The sequence below is a fragment of the Stappia indica genome (assembly GCF_020177335.1).
In the GTDB taxonomy this organism is placed as follows: domain Bacteria; phylum Pseudomonadota; class Alphaproteobacteria; order Rhizobiales; family Stappiaceae; genus Stappia; species Stappia indica_B.
In genome coordinates this window covers 1-16,708 of the sequence record NZ_JAIVMG010000026.1, presented here as the reverse complement: position 1 = coordinate 16,708, position 16,708 = coordinate 1, and the positions used below count along the sequence as shown (strand labels likewise).

Sequence of the window (16,708 nt, the reverse complement as noted above, 5' to 3'; positions counted from 1 at the left end):
AAATCGCCGAACTGCTTCGTGATCGCAGCCGTCAGCGTCGTCTTGCCATGATCGACGTGGCCGATCGTGCCAATGTTCACGTGCGGCTTCGTCCGCTCAAACTTTGCTTTCGCCATCGGATTTCTCCGTACCTTCGTTCTTCAATTGATGTGGCGTTGACAGCATTCAGGCGAATTTTGCCTGAACTTCCTGCGCGACGGCCTGCGGAACCTGTTCGTAATGATCGAACACCATCGAGTACTGTGCCCGGCCCTGCGACATGGAGCGCAGGTTGTTGACGTAGCCGAACATGTTGGCCAGCGGCACCATCGCGTTCACGACGGTCACCACGCCCCGGTTCTCGGTGCCGGTGATCTGCCCACGACGGGAGTTCAGATCGCCGATCACGTCGCCCATGTAGTCTTCCGGCGTCACCACCTCGACCTTCATGACCGGCTCGAGCAGCTTCGGCGCACCCTTGGCGATCGCCTCGCGGAAGCCGGCACGGCCGGCGATCTCGAAGGCCAGGACGCTGGAGTCAACATCATGGTAGGCACCGTCGATGAGCTTTGCCTTGATGTCGACCATCGGGAAGCCTGCCAGCGGACCGGAGGTCATGACGCTCTCGATGCCCTTCTGCACGCCCGGGACGTACTCCTTCGGCACCGCACCACCGACAATGGTGCTCTCGAAGGAGAAGCCCTCGCCCGGCTCGCTCGGCTCGATGACGATCTTGATCCGGGCGAACTGGCCCGAGCCACCGGTCTGCTTCTTGTGGGTGTAATCCACTTCGGCCTGACGGGTGATCGTCTCGCGGTAAGCCACCTGCGGCGCGCCGATGTTGGCCTCGACCTTGAACTCCCGCTTCATGCGGTCGACCAGGATGTCGAGATGCAGCTCGCCCATGCCGGCGATGATCGTCTGACCGCTTTCCTCGTCAGTCTTGACGCGGAAGGAGGGATCCTCGGCCGCCAGACGGTTGAGAGCCAGGCCCATCTTCTCCTGGTCGCTCTTGGTCTTGGGCTCCACGGCGATCTCGATCACCGGATCCGGGAATTCCATGCGCTCCAGGATCACCGGCTGGTTGGCGTCGCAAAGCGTGTCACCCGTGGTGGTGTCCTTCAGCCCGGCGACGGCAACGATATCACCCGCATAGGCGATCTCGATGTCTTCACGCGAGTTGGAGTGCATCTGCATCATCCGGCCGATGCGCTCGCGCTTGCCCTTCACCGTGTTCAGCAGCGAGGTGCCCTTGTTCAGCACGCCCGAGTAGATGCGGCAGAAGGTGAGCGAGCCGACGAACGGATCGTTGGCGATCTTGAACGCGAGCAGAGCAAGCGGCTCCTCGTCGCCGGAGCGACGGGTGATCTCTTCCTCGCTCTTGGCATCGATACCCTTGATGTCCGGCACGTCGACCGGGCTCGGCAGGTAATCGACAACCGCGTCGAGCAGCGGCTGCACGCCCTTGTTCTTGAACGCGGTACCGCACATCACCGGCACGAAATCGCCAGCAATGGTGCCCTTGCGGATCAGAACCCTGAGCTCATCCTCGGACGGCTCATTGCCTTCCAGGTAAGCTTCCATCGCGGCCTCGTCGGCCTCGACGGCGGTCTCGATCAAGAGATCGCGGTATTCCTGAGCCTTGCCGGCCAGATCTTCCGGAATCTCAATCTCATCCCACTGCGCGCCGAGCGCCTCGTCGCGCCAGATCAGCGCCTTCATCTTCAGGAGATCGACCATACCGACAAAGTCGCTCTCGACACCGACCGGCACCTGAAGCACCAGCGGAGTGGCGCCAAGGCGCTTCTTGATCATGTCGACGCAACGGAAGAAGTCCGCGCCGAGCTTGTCCATCTTGTTGACGAAGATCATGCGCGGGACGTTGTACTTGTCCGCCTGGCGCCACACGGTCTCGGTCTGCGGCTCGACACCGGCGTTGGCATCGAGAAGCGCAACGGCACCGTCCAGCACGCGCAGGGAACGCTCCACCTCAATGGTGAAGTCGACGTGACCCGGAGTGTCAATGATGTTCAGACGCTTCTCGCGCCAGAACGCAGTCGTCGCAGCGGAGGTGATGGTGATACCACGCTCCTGCTCCTGCTCCATCCAGTCCATGGTCGACGCACCGTCATGGGTTTCCCCAATCTTGTGGTTCTTACCGGTGTAGAACAGAATCCGCTCGGTCGTCGTGGTCTTGCCCGCATCGATGTGGGCCATGATACCGAAATTGCGGTAGTCTTCGATTTTGTGCGTGCGTGACATCGTGCCAGCCTCTTGCGGTCCGATTACCAGCGATAGTGCGAGAAGGCACGGTTGGCTTCCGCCATCCGGTGCGTGTCTTCGCGCTTCTTGACAGCGGAACCACGGTTGTTGGCCGCGTCCAGCAGCTCGCCGGACAGGCGATCGACCATCGTCGTCTCGTTGCGACCGCGCGCGGCGGTGATCAGCCAGCGAATGGCAAGAGCCTGCCGCCGGTCTGCACGAACCTCGACGGGAACCTGGTAGGTTGCACCGCCAACACGGCGCGAGCGAACTTCCACCTGCGGCATGACATTGTCGAGCGCGGCATGGAAGACCTCGACCGGGTTCTGCCGAGCCTTGTCCTCGATAATGTCGAACGCACCGTAGACAATGCCTTCGGCGGCCGACTTCCGTCCATCATACATGATGGAGTTCATGAATTTCGTTACGACAACATCTCCGAACTTCGGATCGGGGATGATTTCGCGCTTTTCAGCCCTGTGACGGCGTGACATGGCAGATCCTCAGACCTTGAATTCCCAAAGTACCAACCAGGGGCTGGCCTTTTTGCGCTAACTCGGCAGCCCGAAAGGACTACCCTGAACCTTCACGCATCCAACCTGTCGGCGAATGCAAACCTTTATTTACCCGGAAGAACCGGGCCGGACGAAGCGCAGCGGCCAAGAGTGCGGCCTTTGCCACCCTCCGGAACACAGCGACCTCGCATCCACATGCGAAATCGCGCCGCTTCCCGCACATCAAGCGGGAAAGGCGCTGCAGACCGAGAGGACCACTTTTCAGCGGTCGTCCATTCGACGTTTCTTCGCCTCGCAATCCCGGCAGCGTTTAAGTCCGGATGGATCCAATGCCTGTCGCGTCGGATCTGACTGGTACTTACCGCCTGCCTTCGGGATGCGCGGAACCTACAGATACCCCCGCCTTCCGTCAAGTGCGGCGTGGAATTTTCTGCCTCCCGGCCCTCGGCCGCACCGGCCCGGAGAATTCCATGGCCAGCGCGCCGATTTTGGTAATTTTCGGAAAGTCTGACGGGTGTTTCCTTGCCGGATCAACCGACAGGTCTCCGACCGGTTTCCTACCTTACGCCTGTCTGGCGCGAAGCAAACGCATCAGAACGGGAATCTTCAGAAAGTATCAATGATTCCGAGCCCCTTCGATTCTCCGGCGCGGCGGGATTCGCCGGAGAGGAGCTAGTCCCGATAGGTGATCACCGCGACCTCGCCGGCCAGCGCATCGCTGTAGGCGCTTTCGAAGGTCGCATCCTCCGGCACCTCGGTCAGCACGCCGATCCGGTCGAGCTCCGCTTCCACGAACCCCTGCCCGGCCAAAGCCTCCAGCGCCGCGCGCACGGCGCTGTCCTCGTCCGGCGCGCACAAAAGGATGTTCACCGCCACATCGGGCGCCGGCTCCCCGTCCGTCTCTTCCCGCGCCTGACCAAGGATGATGTAGACCACCGGGGCGTCGCCCCCATCGAAGATGCTCTCGTCCGACATGATTTCTCGCTCCTTGCTGACCGACCGCATCCCGATGGGTCGCGCCGCCTTCTCAAAAAGAAGGGGCCGCACAATGGCGGCCCCTTCCGTATCGACAGTCGTTGTAACCGGGATTACTCGGCAACCCCGGACAGATCCTCCAGCATCGGGTCCGCCTGAGCCGCGGTCGACGCGGCCTTGCGCGCCTCCAGGATCAGGTCGTCGCGGTGCTGCGCCACCTGGCGGATCCGGGTCATCATGCCGCCGGTACCGGCCGGGATCAGCCGGCCGACGATGACGTTTTCCTTCAGACCCTCGAGCGTGTCTTCCTTGCCGTTGACCGCGGCCTCGGTCAGCACCCGCGTGGTCTCCTGGAAGGAGGCGGCGGAGATGAAGGACCGGGTCTGCAGGCTGGCCTTGGTGATACCGAGCAGCACGGGCACGCCGGAAGCCGGCTTGCGCGCGTTGTCGATCGCCCGCTCGTTGATCTCGTCCAGCTCCAGGCCGTCGACCTGCTCGCCGTTGAGCAGCTCGGTCTCGCCTGCGTCGGTGATCTCGACTTTCTGCAGCATCTGGCGAACGATCACCTCGATGTGCTTGTCGTTGATCACCACGCCCTGCAGCCGGTAGACCTCCTGGATCTCGTTGACGAGATAGGCCGCCAGAGCCTCCACGCCGCGAATGGCGAGGATGTCGTGCGGTGCCGGGTTGCCGTCGAGGATGTACTCACCCTTCTCGATGGCATCGCCTTCCTGCAGGTGGAAGTGCTTGCCCTTCGGGATGAGGTACTCGACCGGTTCCAGGCTCTCGTCATGCGGCTCGATGATGATCCGGCGCTTGTTCTTGTAGTCGCGCCCGAAGCGGATCGTGCCATCGATCTCGGCGATGATCGCGTGATCCTTCGGACGACGGGCCTCGAACAGCTCCGCCACCCGCGGCAGACCACCGGTGATGTCCTTGGTCTTGGCGCTTTCCAGCGGAATACGCGCCAGAACGTCACCAGCCTTGACCTCGGCGCCGATCTGCACCGACAGGATCGCGTCCACCGAAAGGAGGGACCGGGCCTCGCCGCCACGCGCCAGCTTGGCAATCCCGCCGGAGGCGTCCTTGACCACCATCGCCGGCTTCAGATCGCTGCCGCGCTGCGAGGTGCGCCAGTCGATGACCACGCGCTTGGTGATACCGGTCGCCTCGTCGGTGGTCTCCTGGACCGACACGCCCTCCACCAGGTCTTCGGCATCGACGATACCGTCCACCTCGGTGAGGATCGGCCGGGTGTAGGGATCCCACTCGGCGATCCGCTGGCCGCGCTTGATCTGATCGCCATCGTCCACATGCAGCTTCGAACCGTAGGCGATGCGGTGCACCGCCCGCTCGTTCTCGTCGGCATCGATGATGACGACGGCCATGTTGCGGGCCATGGCAATGAGATTGCCTTCCGAGTCGCGCACGGCGTTGCGGTTGCGGATCTGCACCGTGCCATCGAAGTTGGATTCGATGAACGACTGGTCCACCACCTGCGCCGTACCGCCAATGTGGAAGGTACGCATGGTCAGCTGGGTGCCCGGCTCGCCAATCGACTGCGCCGCGATGACACCCACCGCCTCGCCGATGTTGACCGGCGTGCCGCGTGCCAGATCGCGACCATAGCAGGTCGCACAGACGCCGCGCTTGGTCGCGCAGGTCAGCACCGAGCGGATCTTGATCATCTGGACGTTGGCCGCCTCGATGAGCTCGACCTCCTTCTCCTCGATCAAGGTGCCGCGCGGAACGATCACCTCGCCCGTCTGATGATTGACGATGTCCTCGGCCGCGGTCCGGCCCAGCACCCGATGACCGAGCGAGGCAATGACCTGACCGGCATCGACGATCGCCTGGACGGTGATGCCGTTCTGCGAGCCGCAATCCTCTTCAAGGATGATCGAATCCTGCGCCACGTCGACGAGACGCCGGGTCAGGTAACCCGAGTTCGCCGTCTTCAGCGCGGTATCGGCCAGACCCTTACGCGCACCGTGGGTGGAGTTGAAGTACTCCAGCACGGACAGGCCTTCCTTGAAGTTCGAGATGATCGGCGTCTCGATGATCTCGCCCGACGGCTTGGCCATCAGGCCACGCATGCCGGCAAGCTGCTTCATCTGCGCGGGGCTACCACGGGCACCGGAGTGCGACATCATGTAGATCGAGTTGATCTGCTTCTGCCGGCCGGTTTCCTCGTCCCGCTGCACGGACTGAATCCGCTTCATCATCTCGTCGGCGACGCGGTCGGTGCACTTGGCCCAGGCGTCGACGACCTTGTTGTACTTCTCGCCCTGGGTGATCAGGCCGTCGTTGTACTGCTGCTCGTATTCCTTCACCAGGGCGGCGGTCTCGTCGACCAGGCCGGCCTTGGTGTCCGGAATGACCATGTCGTCCTTGCCGAACGAAATGCCGGCGCGGCAGGCGTGGCCAAAGCCCAGACCCATGATGCGGTCGCAGAAGATCACGGTCTCCTTCTGCCCGCAGGCACGGTAGACCGCATCGATCATGCGGCTGATGTCCTTCTTGGTCATCAGCTTGTTGCAGACGTCGAACGGCACTTCGTGGTGCATCGGCAGAAGCTCGCCGATCAGCATCCGGCCCGGCGTCGTCTCGACGATCTGGCTGACCGGGTTACCCTCGGCGTCGACCGAGTGCACGCGGCCCTTGATCTTGCTGTGCAGCGTCACCGTCTTGGTCTCGAGCGCATGATGCAGCTCGCCGATGTTGCCGAACACCATCCCCTCGCCCGGCTCGCCATCGGCGATCAGCGACAGGTAGTAGAGGCCGAGAACGATATCCTGCGACGGCACGATGATCGGCGACCCGTTGGCCGGGTGCAGGATGTTGTTGGTCGACATCATCAGCGTGCGCGCTTCGAGCTGCGCTTCCAGCGACAGCGGCACGTGCACGGCCATCTGGTCACCGTCGAAGTCGGCGTTGAACGCCGCGCAGACGAGCGGATGCAGCTGGATCGCCTTGCCCTCGATCAGGGTCGGTTCGAACGCCTGAATGCCGAGACGGTGCAGGGTCGGCGCGCGGTTGAGCAGCACCGGATGCTCGCGGATCACCTCGTCGAGGATATCCCAGACCTCCGGACGCTCCTTCTCCACCAGCTTCTTCGCCTGCTTGACGGTCGAGGAGAAGCCCTTGGCGTCGAGCCGCGAGTAGATGAACGGCTTGAACAGCTCCAGCGCCATCTTCTTCGGCAGGCCGCACTGATGCAGCTTCAGCTCCGGACCCACGGTGATCACCGAACGGCCGGAATAGTCGACGCGCTTGCCCAGAAGGTTCTGACGGAACCGGCCCTGCTTGCCCTTCAGCATGTCGCTGAGGGACTTCAGCGGCCGCTTGTTGGCACCGGTGATGACCCGGCCACGCCGGCCGTTGTCAAACAGCGCATCGACCGATTCCTGCAGCATCCGCTTTTCGTTACGGATGATGATGTCCGGCGCGCGCAGCTCCATCAGCCGCCGCAGGCGGTTGTTCCGGTTGATCACGCGGCGATAAAGATCGTTCAGGTCCGAGGTGGCGAAGCGGCCACCGTCCAGCGGCACCAGCGGGCGCAGGTCCGGCGGGATCACCGGGATCACCGTCATGATCATCCATTCCGGGCGGTTGCCGGATTCGATGAACGCCTCGACGATCTTCAGGCGCTTGGCCAGCTTCTTCGGCTTCAGCTCGGTCGTCGCCTCGGCGATTTCCTTGCGGATCTGGTCCCGTTCCTTTTCCAGGTCGAGCCCCATCAGCAACTCGCGGATGGCCTCTGCGCCGATCATGCCGGTGAAGGCATCCTCGCCGTACTCGTCCTGGGCTCGGATGAAATCCTCTTCCGACAGAAGCTGGTTCGGCTTCAGCGGCGTCAGGCCCGGCTCGATCACCACGTAGTACTCAAAGTAGAGCACCCGCTCCAGATCCTTCAGCGTCATGTCCAGCAGAAGGCCGATACGCGAGGGCAGCGACTTCAGGAACCAGATATGCGCCACCGGGGCAGCAAGCTCGATATGGCCCATACGCTCGCGGCGCACGCGCGACAAGGTGACCTCGACACTGCACTTTTCGCAGATGACGCCCTTGTACTTCATGCGCTTGTACTTGCCGCAAAGACATTCATAGTCCTTGATCGGCCCGAACACGCGCGCGCAGAACAAACCATCGCGCTCAGGCTTGAACGTACGATAGTTGATGGTTTCCGGCTTCTTGATCTCGCCAAACGACCACGACAAGATTTTCTCAGGGCTCGCGATCGAAATCTTGATGTGATCAAAGGTCTGCGCAGGAGCCTGCTGATTAAACAGGTTCATGACCTCATGATTCATGGGCTCTCTCCTCGAATGCGCGGACGGGGAGTGTGGATCCTGTCCCACTCCCCTCTCCGGCAATGCAGCATCTGGTGTCGCCAACCGTCATAGAGCGCGGATCATTCCGCCGCATCGACAGCCGGCACGCCCTGGTCGTCGGGCAGGTCCGTCTTCTCGTCCTTCAGCTCAACATTGAGCCCGAGCGAACGCATTTCCTTCACAAGAACGTTGAAGCTCTCCGGAATGCCTGCCTCGAAGGTGTCGTCGCCGCGCACGATGGCCTCGTAGACCTTCGTGCGGCCGGCCACGTCGTCCGACTTGACCGTCAGCATCTCCTGCAGCGTGTAGGCCGCACCGTAAGCTTCCAGCGCCCAGACCTCCATCTCGCCGAAACGCTGGCCACCGAACTGGGCCTTGCCGCCGAGCGGCTGCTGCGTCACCAGCGAGTACGGTCCGATCGACCGGGCGTGGATCTTGTCGTCGACCAGGTGGTGAAGCTTGAGCATGTAGATATAGCCCACGGTCACCTGACGGTCGAACTCCTCGCCGGTCCGCCCGTCATAGAGCGTCGACTGACCCGATCCATTGTACTTGGCCTGCTCCAGCATCGTGACGATGTCCGGCTCGCGCGCGCCGTCGAACACCGGCGTTGCGATCGGCACGCCCGTCTTCAACTGATCCGCCAGCCGCAGCAGCGACTCGTCGTCATAGTCGGCGACCGGCTCGCTCTTCGTGGTGTCACTGAAGACCTCGACGATCTCGCTCTTCAGCGCATCGAGCTTGCCCGACCGCTTGTACTCGTCGTAGAGCGCGCCAATGCGCTTGCCCATGCCCGCACAGGCCCAGCCCAGATGGGTTTCCAGGATCTGACCGACGTTCATGCGGCTCGGCACGCCGAGCGGGTTGAGGACGATGTCCACATGCTCGCCGTCTTCAAGGAACGGCATGTCCTCGATCGGATTGATCTTCGACACCACGCCCTTGTTGCCGTGCCGGCCGGCCATCTTGTCGCCCGGCTGGATCTTGCGCTTCACCGCGACGAAGACCTTGACCATCTTCATCACGCCCGGCGGCAGCTCGTCGCCCCGCTGCAGCTTCTCCACCTTGTCGATGAAGCGCTGCTCAAGGCGGCGGCGGCTCTCGTCATACTGACCGCGAAGCGCTTCCACTTCGCTCATCAGCTTCTCGTCCTCGACGGCGATCTGCCACCACTGCGAGCGCGGGAACTCGTTGAGCACGTCGCCGCTGACTTCGGTGTTCTTCTTGAACTGCTTCGGTCCGGCAATGGCGATCTTGCCCAGGAGCATCTCGGCCAGACGGCCATAGACGTTGCGGTCCAGGATCGCCTGCTCGTCGTCGCGGTCCTTGGCCAGGCGCTCGATTTCCTCGCGCTCGATCGCCATCGCGCGCTCGTCCTTCTCCACCCCGTGGCGGTTGAAGACGCGCACCTCGACGACCGTACCGGCAACTCCCGGCGGCAGCCGCAGGGAGGTATCGCGCACGTCCGAAGCCTTCTCGCCGAAGATGGCGCGCAGGAGCTTTTCCTCCGGCGTCATCGGGCTTTCACCCTTCGGCGTGATCTTGCCGATCAGGATATCGCCCGGGTGCAGCTCCGCACCAATGTAGACGATACCGGCCTCGTCGAGGTTCTTCAGCGCCTCTTCCGACACGTTCGGAATGTCCCGGGTGATTTCCTCCGGGCCGAGCTTCGTGTCACGGGCCATCACCTCGAATTCCTCGATGTGAATGGACGTGAACACGTCGTCACGCACGATCCGCTCCGAAAGCAGGATCGAATCCTCAAAGTTGTAGCCGTTCCACGGCATGAACGCGACGCGCACGTTCCGCCCCAGCGCCAGATCGCCCAGATCCGTGGACGGGCCGTCGGCGATGATGTCGCCCTTCTGGACCACGTCGCCGACCCGCACCAGCGGACGCTGGTTGATGCAGGTGTTCTGGTTCGACCGCTGGAACTTCATCAGCTGGTAGATGTCGACGCCCGACTTCGACGGATCGAGCTCCTCGGTCGCGCGGATGACCACGCGGGTGGCATCGACCTGATCGACCACGCCGGTCCGGCGTGCGCCGATGGCGGCACCGGAATCCCGCGCCACCACCGATTCCATGCCGGTGCCGACGAACGGCGCCTCGGCGCGAACCAGCGGCACCGCCTGACGCATCATGTTCGAGCCCATCAGGGCGCGGTTGGCGTCATCGTTCTCAAGGAACGGGATCAGCGCGGCAGCAACCGACACCAGCTGCTTCGGCGACACGTCCATGAACTCCACCCGCTCGGGCGGCAGCAGCATGTTCTCGCCCGCATGGCGGCAGGTGATCAGGTCGTTGACGAAGCGGCCATCCTCGCCGATCTCCGCGTTGGCCTGGGCGATGTGGTACTTCGCCTCTTCCATCGCCGACAGATAGACCGTGTCGGCGGTGACCACACCGTCCTTCACCCGGCGGTACGGGCTCTCGATGAAGCCGTACTTGTTGATGCGGGCAAAGGTGGCCAGCGAGTTGATCAGACCGATGTTCGGGCCTTCCGGCGTCTCGATCGGGCAGATACGGCCGTAATGGGTCGGGTGCACGTCGCGCACCTCGAAGCCGGCGCGCTCGCGGGTCAGACCGCCCGGGCCAAGCGCCGACAGGCGCCGCTTGTGGGTGACTTCCGACAGCGGGTTGGTCTGGTCCATGAACTGCGACAGCTGCGAGGAGCCGAAGAATTCACGCACCGCGGCGGCCGCCGGCTTGGCGTTGATCAGGTCCTGCGGCATCACCGTGTCGATCTCGACCGACGACATCCGCTCCTTGATCGCCCGCTCCATGCGCAGCAGGCCGACCCGGTACTGGTTCTCCATCAGCTCGCCGACCGAACGCACCCGGCGGTTGCCGAGGTTGTCGATGTCGTCGATCTCGCCGCGCCCGTCGCGCAGGTCGAGCAGCAGACGGATCACCGCCAGGATGTCCTCGCGGCGCAGGGTCCGGACCGTGTCCTCGCACTCAAGGTCGAGGCGCATGTTCATCTTCACGCGGCCCACGGCGGAAAGATCGTAGCGCTCCGCGTCGAAGAACAGCGACTGGAACATCGCCTCTGCGGTGTCGAGCGTGGGCGGCTCGCCCGGACGCATCACCCGGTAGATGTCGAACAGCGCGTCTTCGCGGCTCTCGTTCTTGTCCACGGCCAGCGTGTTGCGGATGTAGGCACCGGTGGTGACGTGGTCGATGTCGAGAACGGCAATCTCGTCATAGCCGCGGTCGACCAGCTCGATCAGCATCTTCTCGGTGATCTCGTCACCGGCTTCCGCATAGACCTCGCCCGACGCCGGGTCGACCATGTCCTCGGCCAGATACTGGCCATACAGGTCCTCGTCGGTGACCTTCAGCGCGGTCACGCCCTTCTCGGCGAGCTGGCGCACGGTGCGGGCGGTGATCTTGCGGCCCGCCTCGACCACCACATCGCCGCTGTCGGCGTCGATCAGATCGAAGGACGCCTTGGTGCCCTTCAGGCGATCGCCGTCGAACGGAACGCGCCAGGCGCCCGGCTCCGCGCGGGTGTATTCGATCCGCTTGTAGAAGGTGTTGAGGATCTCCTCACCGTCGAGACCAAGCGCCTTCAGCAGCGACGTCGCCGGGATCTTGCGCCGACGGTCGATGCGCGCATGGACGATGTCCTTGGCGTCGAACTCGATGTCGAGCCAGGAGCCGCGATACGGAATGATGCGCGCGGCGAACAGCAGCTTGCCGCTCGAATGGGTCTTGCCCTTGTCGTGATCGAAGAACACGCCCGGCGACCGGTGCATCTGCGAAACGATGACGCGCTCGGTGCCGTTGACCACAAAGGTGCCGTTGTCCGTCATGAAGGGCATGTCGCCCATGTAGACGTCCTGCTCCTTGATGTCCTTGACGGACTTGGCGCCGGTGTCCTCGTCGACATCGAACACGATCAGGCGCAGCGTCACCTTCAGTGGCGCGGCGAAGGTCATGCCGCGCTGGCGGCATTCCTCGACATCGTATTTCGGTGCCTCGAATTCGTAGCTGACGAACTCCAGCAGCGCGGTCCCGGCGAAGTCCGAAATCGGGAACACCGATTTGAACACCGCCTCAAGCCCCTCGGCAAGACGCCCGGCCTCGGGGCGGTCGACTTGCAGGAACTGGTCATAGGACGCCTTCTGCACCTCGATGAGATTGGGCATCGCGGCGACTTCGCGGATCGATCCGTAGACCTTACGGACCCGCTTGCGACCGTTGAACGTGTGCGCCATTGTCGCTCCTCGTTTCGATCAAACACGGCTCTCCGAAAAGCCGGAACCGGCTCAACCGCCTGACGACAACCGTCGACGCGGCCCTTCGGAGAACCGTCCCTTGTAGGGACGGACACCCCGGACAGGACATCCCGCCGGGGTCAGGGAAAGCGGCTCCGGCAACAACCGGAGCCGCAGGGAGCAAAGCTCCGCTTACTTCAGCTCGACCTTGGCGCCGGCCTCTTCGAGCTTCTTCTTCAGCTCTTCGGCTTCGTCCTTGGCCACAGCTTCCTTGACGGTCTTCGGAGCGCCCTCGACGAGGTCCTTGGCTTCCTTCAGGCCGAGACCCGTGATGCCGCGGACTTCCTTGATGACGTTGATCTTCTTCGCGCCCGCATCGACCAGCACGACGTCGAACTCGGTCTTCTCTTCGGCGGCAGCGCCACCAGCATCGCCACCGGCGACCGCAGCAACGGCGACCGGAGCAGCGGCGGAGACGCCCCACTTCTCTTCGAGCATCTTGGAGAGCTCAGCAGCTTCCATGACGGTGAGGGAGGACAGTTCTTCAACGATCTTTTCGAGATCAGCCATTTTTCAAGTACCTTCTGGTTCGAACCGGGATCGGTTTCGACAGTGTGTTGATAATCCGCCTTATGCGGCCTCGTCCTTCTTGGCATACGCGCCGAACACCCGGGCGAGCTGCCCGGCCGGTGCGTTGACAACCTGGGCGATACGGGTTGCGGGGGTGGAAATCATGCCCACCAGCTTTGCCCGCAGCTCGTCCAGCGACGGCATGTCGGCAAGCGCCTTCACACCATCCGCGTCCAGGTTGGTCGAGCCCAATGCGCCGCCCAGAACCACGAGCTTGTCGTTGGTCTTGGCGAACGCCATCGTTGCCTTGGCAGCGGCAACCGGATCCTCCGAATAGGCGATCACGGTCGGGCCGCTGAAAAGATCAGCGATGTGTTCGAGCTCGGTGCCTTGAAGGGCAAGTTTCACAAGACGGTTCTTGGCGACTTTCACCGACCCGCCGGCTTCACGAACCTTGGCCCGCAGGGCCGTCATGTCCGACACCGAAAGGCCAGCGTAGTGCGCAACGACGACAACACCGGTGCTACCGAGCACCTGGTTGAACGACGCAACGAACTCGCGCTTTTCCGCTCTTTCCACTTGCCTACTCCATCTGGCGGCAAATGCCGCCGGTTTGTCTTTGCCGCCCGTCGGCGCTCCTGACGATCAGGAACATCGGCGGACAACACCGAGGATCCTGCCCCCTCGCGAGCCATACGGCGCGGCAAGGACAAACGGTTCGAACCGCACGGCCGAGGCCGCAGTGATCGGTTCGCACCCGTCTATGCAGGCCCCTTCGGGCTTAAACCGACCGATGGACCAGCCATCGGCCTGCACCTGCAGTCTCGGACAGGACACCTGCCGTTTCCGGCAGGCGATCCGCCCGGCTCGGCCGGACGGAATTCTTGGGCGGCGCCGGGTGCGGCGCCGCAAATCAGGCGCTGACGGTCGACGGATCGATCTTCAGGCCGGGACCCATCGTCGAGCTGATCGCAACCCGCTTCAGATAGGTGCCCTTGGCGCCGGTCGGCTTGGCCCTGATGACCGCATCGACAATCGCCTTGATGTTCTCGCTCAGCTTGTCCGCGTCGAACGAAGCCTTGCCGACGCCGGCATGAATGATACCGGCCTTCTCGACGCGGAACTGCACGGCGCCGCCCTTGGCGTCGTTGACAGCCGTCGTCACGTCCGGAGTCACCGTGCCGATCTTCGGGTTCGGCATCAGGCCGCGCGGGCCCAGAACCTTACCCAGACGGCCGACCAGCGGCATCATGTCCGGCGTGGCGATGCAGCGATCGAAATCGATCTTGCCCGACTGGACTTCCGCGACCAGCTCTTCCGCACCGACGATATCGGCACCGGCCGCCTTGGCCTCATCGGCCTTGTCGCCCCGCGCGAACACCGCGACCCGCACGGTCTTGCCGGTGCCGTTCGGCAGCAGGCAGACACCGCGAACCATCTGGTCGGCGTGACGCGGATCGACGCCCAGGTTCAGAGCGATTTCGACGGATTCGTCGAACTTCGTGGTTGCCCGCTCCTTGACGAGCGCCAGCGCCTCATCCAGTGCGTACAGCTTGTCCCGGTCGAGGCCCTCGCGAGCGGCCCGGATGCGCTTTCCTACCTTCGCCATCGTCTTACTCCGTGACCTCGATACCCATCGAACGGGCAGAACCCTCGACCATCAGCATGGCCGCATCGATGTCGGTTGCGTTCAGGTCCTTCATCTTCGCTTCCGCGATCTCGCGGACCTGGTCACGGGTGACCTTGCCGACATAGCCGCCCTTGCCCGGCGTCTTGTGGCCGGACTTCACGCCCGAGGCCTTCTTCAGGAAGAAGGCCACCGGCGCCGTCTTCACCTCGAAGGTGAACGAGCGGTCGGAGTAGTAGGTGATGACGGTCGGGCACGGGGCGCCCTTTTCCACATCCTGGGTCTGCGCGTTGAACGCCTTGCAGAACTCCATGATGTTCAGGCCGCGCTGACCGAGCGCAGGACCGATCGGGGGCGACGGCGTCGCCGAGGCGGCCGGCACCTGCAACTTGATGTAGCCTTCAATCTTCTTCGCCATGAATCTCTCCAAACTGGCGTTGCCGGCGAACCGGCTTTTCAGATCAGGTGGTTCGGCCTGGCGCGTCCGGCGAAGGATCCGCGCCTCACCTCCCACCCGGGAGCGGAGCCGAAGCTCCGTGCTGCACCCCTTGCGGGGCACCATCCGGCAATCGCTTGCCGGAAACCGGTTCGAACCCGGCCCGCGCACCGCAAGGGCGCGCCAACCGGGTTCCGAAAATCAGAGCTTTTCGACCTGACCGTATTCCAACTCGACCGGCGTCGCCCGACCGAAGATCGAAACAGCCACCTTGAGGCGAGCCCGCTCGTCGTCGACCTCCTCCACATGACCGGAGAAGGAGGCGAACGGCCCATCGGACACCCGGACCTGCTCGCCGATCTCGAAGCTGACGGACGGCTTCGGGCGCTCGACGCCTTCCTGCACCTGATGCAGGATGCGGTGCGCCTCAGCCTCGGAGATCGGGATCGGCTTCTGATCCGACCCGAGGAAACCCGTCACCTTCGGAGTATTCTTGATGAGATGAAACCCTTCGTTGGTCATCTCCATCTTCACCAGGACATAGCCCGGGAAAAACTTCCGCTCCGCGTCGACCTTGCGACCACGACGCACCTCAACGACCTTCTCGGTCGGAACGAGGATTTCCTCGAACAGGTCCTCAAGCCCCTGCTGCGCCGCCTTCTCGCGAATAGCTTCCGCGACCTTCTTCTCGAAGTTCGAATAGGCGTGGACGATGTACCAGCGCTTTGCCATAGCCTCTCAATCCGATTGTGATCCGGTCCGGCTCAATTGCCGAGACCGAGGAGCAAGCCGACTCCCTGGCCCATCAGCCAGTCAGCAAGCAGAAAGAAAACGGCGGCGAGAAACACCATGATGAACACCATGACGGTGGTCACAGCGGTTTCCCGGCGCGTCGGCCACGTCACCTTCGACGTTTCGGACCGCACCTGCTGGATGAACGTGAAAGGATTTGTCTTCGCCATTCAATTGCCGGTCTTTTCACGACGCGCGGGCGCGCGGACGTATCCACGCGCCTTGGTCGGAAGTCCTAATTAAGGCCGAATGGCCCGTCGATCAAGAGCAAAGGTGGCAGGGGCGGAGGGACTCGAACCCCCGGCCCTCGGTTTTGGAGACCGATGCTCTACCAACTGAGCTACACCCCTAGACCTTCTCTGGATGGGGACGTATTAGAGAAAAACCCCTCCCGCATCAAGACCGAACTCGCCCTGATGAAAAGAAATTCACAGGCCTGAGATTTTTCGCCCGTTTCCTGCCGGATTTTCCTGTGCCGCCCCGCCCCAACCAGGGCATGCGGCACCCGACGGCCGACCGCAACGGGCGCAAGCGCGTCGGGGCGCGAAAACAATCGGCACCTTGCGCCAGATTCCGGCCCGACCGCCCGCTGCAGCCGACCCGGACCCGCCTCTCCGACGCCCTCCGAAGACGATTCCGCGCCTCTGCACATGATTCGCCCGCTGCGCATCCCGTTGATTCGGCAAGACATATGTCCTGGGGCGCTGACGAATCGCCCAACCCTCGCCAGGCCACCACCCGCGCCAGCACACCGAGACAACGCCTCCCCGTCACCGCGCGGAGCAATGCCGATCGCCGACCGAGAACCAGCCCCTCGCACGGCCTGACACAACAAAAAAACGCGCAACCGGTCGCCCGATCGCGCGTTTAATTCTTCATGCGGGCCGCGGTGCCGGTTATCCGGCCCCGCGGGTCTCGCTTTGTTACTCGATGATCGAGGCGACGACGCCGGCGCCAACGGTGCGGCCACCTTCGCGGATGGCGAAACGCAGGCC

At 63.2% G+C, this 16,708-nt stretch carries 13 protein-coding genes and 1 tRNA gene; all 14 read right to left on the bottom strand.

Annotated features, from left to right (window positions below; genetic code table 11):
• A partial coding sequence (locus LC062_RS20815) for a GTP-binding protein (protein ID WP_263625856.1) occupies window positions 1-116 on the bottom strand: 116 nt, incomplete at its 3' end.
• A 49-nt stretch (window positions 117-165) separates the two neighbouring features.
• On the bottom strand, window positions 166-2,241 hold the full coding sequence (gene fusA / locus LC062_RS20810; protein WP_224913053.1) for an elongation factor G: 2,076 nt from the start codon (window positions 2,239-2,241) through the stop codon (window positions 166-168).
• A gap of 23 nt (window positions 2,242-2,264) precedes the next feature.
• Window positions 2,265-2,735 carry a 30S ribosomal protein S7 gene (gene rpsG, locus LC062_RS20805; RefSeq protein ID WP_224913051.1) on the bottom strand — a complete coding sequence of 157 codons (471 nt, stop codon included), beginning with the start codon at window positions 2,733-2,735 and terminating at the stop codon, window positions 2,265-2,267.
• A gap of 693 nt (window positions 2,736-3,428) precedes the next feature.
• A complete protein-coding gene (locus LC062_RS20800) occupies window positions 3,429-3,731 on the bottom strand; it encodes a regulator (RefSeq protein WP_224913049.1) in 303 nt (100 codons plus the stop codon).
• 113 nt (window positions 3,732-3,844) lie between these two features.
• Entirely contained in the window at window positions 3,845-8,044 is a 4,200-nt protein-coding gene (gene rpoC, locus LC062_RS20795) for a DNA-directed RNA polymerase subunit beta' (RefSeq protein ID WP_224913047.1), read from the bottom strand.
• Window positions 8,045-8,145: 101 nt separating this feature from the next.
• Window positions 8,146-12,288 carry a DNA-directed RNA polymerase subunit beta gene (rpoB, locus tag LC062_RS20790; RefSeq protein ID WP_224913045.1) on the bottom strand — a complete coding sequence of 1,381 codons (4,143 nt, stop codon included), beginning with the start codon at window positions 12,286-12,288 and terminating at the stop codon, window positions 8,146-8,148.
• A gap of 192 nt (window positions 12,289-12,480) precedes the next feature.
• A complete protein-coding gene (rplL, locus tag LC062_RS20785) occupies window positions 12,481-12,858 on the bottom strand; it encodes a 50S ribosomal protein L7/L12 (RefSeq protein ID WP_181758793.1) in 378 nt (125 codons plus the stop codon).
• A 60-nt stretch (window positions 12,859-12,918) separates the two neighbouring features.
• Window positions 12,919-13,437 carry a 50S ribosomal protein L10 gene (rplJ, locus tag LC062_RS20780; RefSeq protein WP_181758792.1) on the bottom strand — a complete coding sequence of 173 codons (519 nt, stop codon included), beginning with the start codon at window positions 13,435-13,437 and terminating at the stop codon, window positions 12,919-12,921.
• A gap of 334 nt (window positions 13,438-13,771) precedes the next feature.
• A complete protein-coding gene (rplA, locus tag LC062_RS20775; protein ID WP_224913043.1) occupies window positions 13,772-14,467 on the bottom strand; it encodes a 50S ribosomal protein L1 in 696 nt (231 codons plus the stop codon).
• 4 nt (window positions 14,468-14,471) lie between these two features.
• Complete coding sequence (gene rplK, locus LC062_RS20770; RefSeq protein WP_224913041.1) at window positions 14,472-14,903, bottom strand: 50S ribosomal protein L11; 432 nt, start codon at window positions 14,901-14,903, stop codon at window positions 14,472-14,474.
• Between the two features lie 219 nt (window positions 14,904-15,122).
• Entirely contained in the window at window positions 15,123-15,653 is a 531-nt protein-coding gene (gene nusG, locus LC062_RS20765) for a transcription termination/antitermination protein NusG (RefSeq protein ID WP_224913040.1), read from the bottom strand.
• 32 nt (window positions 15,654-15,685) lie between these two features.
• Entirely contained in the window at window positions 15,686-15,883 is a 198-nt protein-coding gene (gene secE / locus LC062_RS20760) for a preprotein translocase subunit SecE (protein ID WP_224913038.1), read from the bottom strand.
• 104 nt (window positions 15,884-15,987) lie between these two features.
• Window positions 15,988-16,063: transfer RNA gene (locus LC062_RS20755), tRNA-Trp, on the bottom strand.
• A 573-nt stretch (window positions 16,064-16,636) separates the two neighbouring features.
• The coding region (locus tag LC062_RS20750) for an EF-Tu C-terminal domain-related protein (protein ID WP_224809091.1) at window positions 16,637-16,708 on the bottom strand (72 nt) is incomplete at its 5' end.

Excerpts from the sequence above, each read along its gene's own strand:
- rplA (WP_224913043.1), bottom strand. The coding sequence starts at position 14,467 with ATGGCGAAGGTAGGAAAGCGCATCCGGGCCGCTCGCGAGGGCCTCGAC.
- secE (WP_224913038.1), bottom strand. The coding sequence starts at position 15,883 with ATGGCGAAGACAAATCCTTTCACGTTCATCCAGCAGGTGCGGTCCGAA.
- rpoC (WP_224913047.1), bottom strand. The coding sequence starts at position 8,044 with ATGAATCATGAGGTCATGAACCTGTTTAATCAGCAGGCTCCTGCGCAG.
- rpoB (WP_224913045.1), bottom strand. The coding sequence starts at position 12,288 with ATGGCGCACACGTTCAACGGTCGCAAGCGGGTCCGTAAGGTCTACGGA.
- rplK (WP_224913041.1), bottom strand. The coding sequence starts at position 14,903 with ATGGCGAAGAAGATTGAAGGCTACATCAAGTTGCAGGTGCCGGCCGCC.
- rpsG (WP_224913051.1), bottom strand. The coding sequence starts at position 2,735 with ATGTCACGCCGTCACAGGGCTGAAAAGCGCGAAATCATCCCCGATCCG.
- fusA (WP_224913053.1), bottom strand. The coding sequence starts at position 2,241 with ATGTCACGCACGCACAAAATCGAAGACTACCGCAATTTCGGTATCATG.
- nusG (WP_224913040.1), bottom strand. The coding sequence starts at position 15,653 with ATGGCAAAGCGCTGGTACATCGTCCACGCCTATTCGAACTTCGAGAAG.
- rplL (WP_181758793.1), bottom strand. The coding sequence starts at position 12,858 with ATGGCTGATCTCGAAAAGATCGTTGAAGAACTGTCCTCCCTCACCGTC.
- LC062_RS20800 (WP_224913049.1), bottom strand. The coding sequence starts at position 3,731 with ATGTCGGACGAGAGCATCTTCGATGGGGGCGACGCCCCGGTGGTCTAC.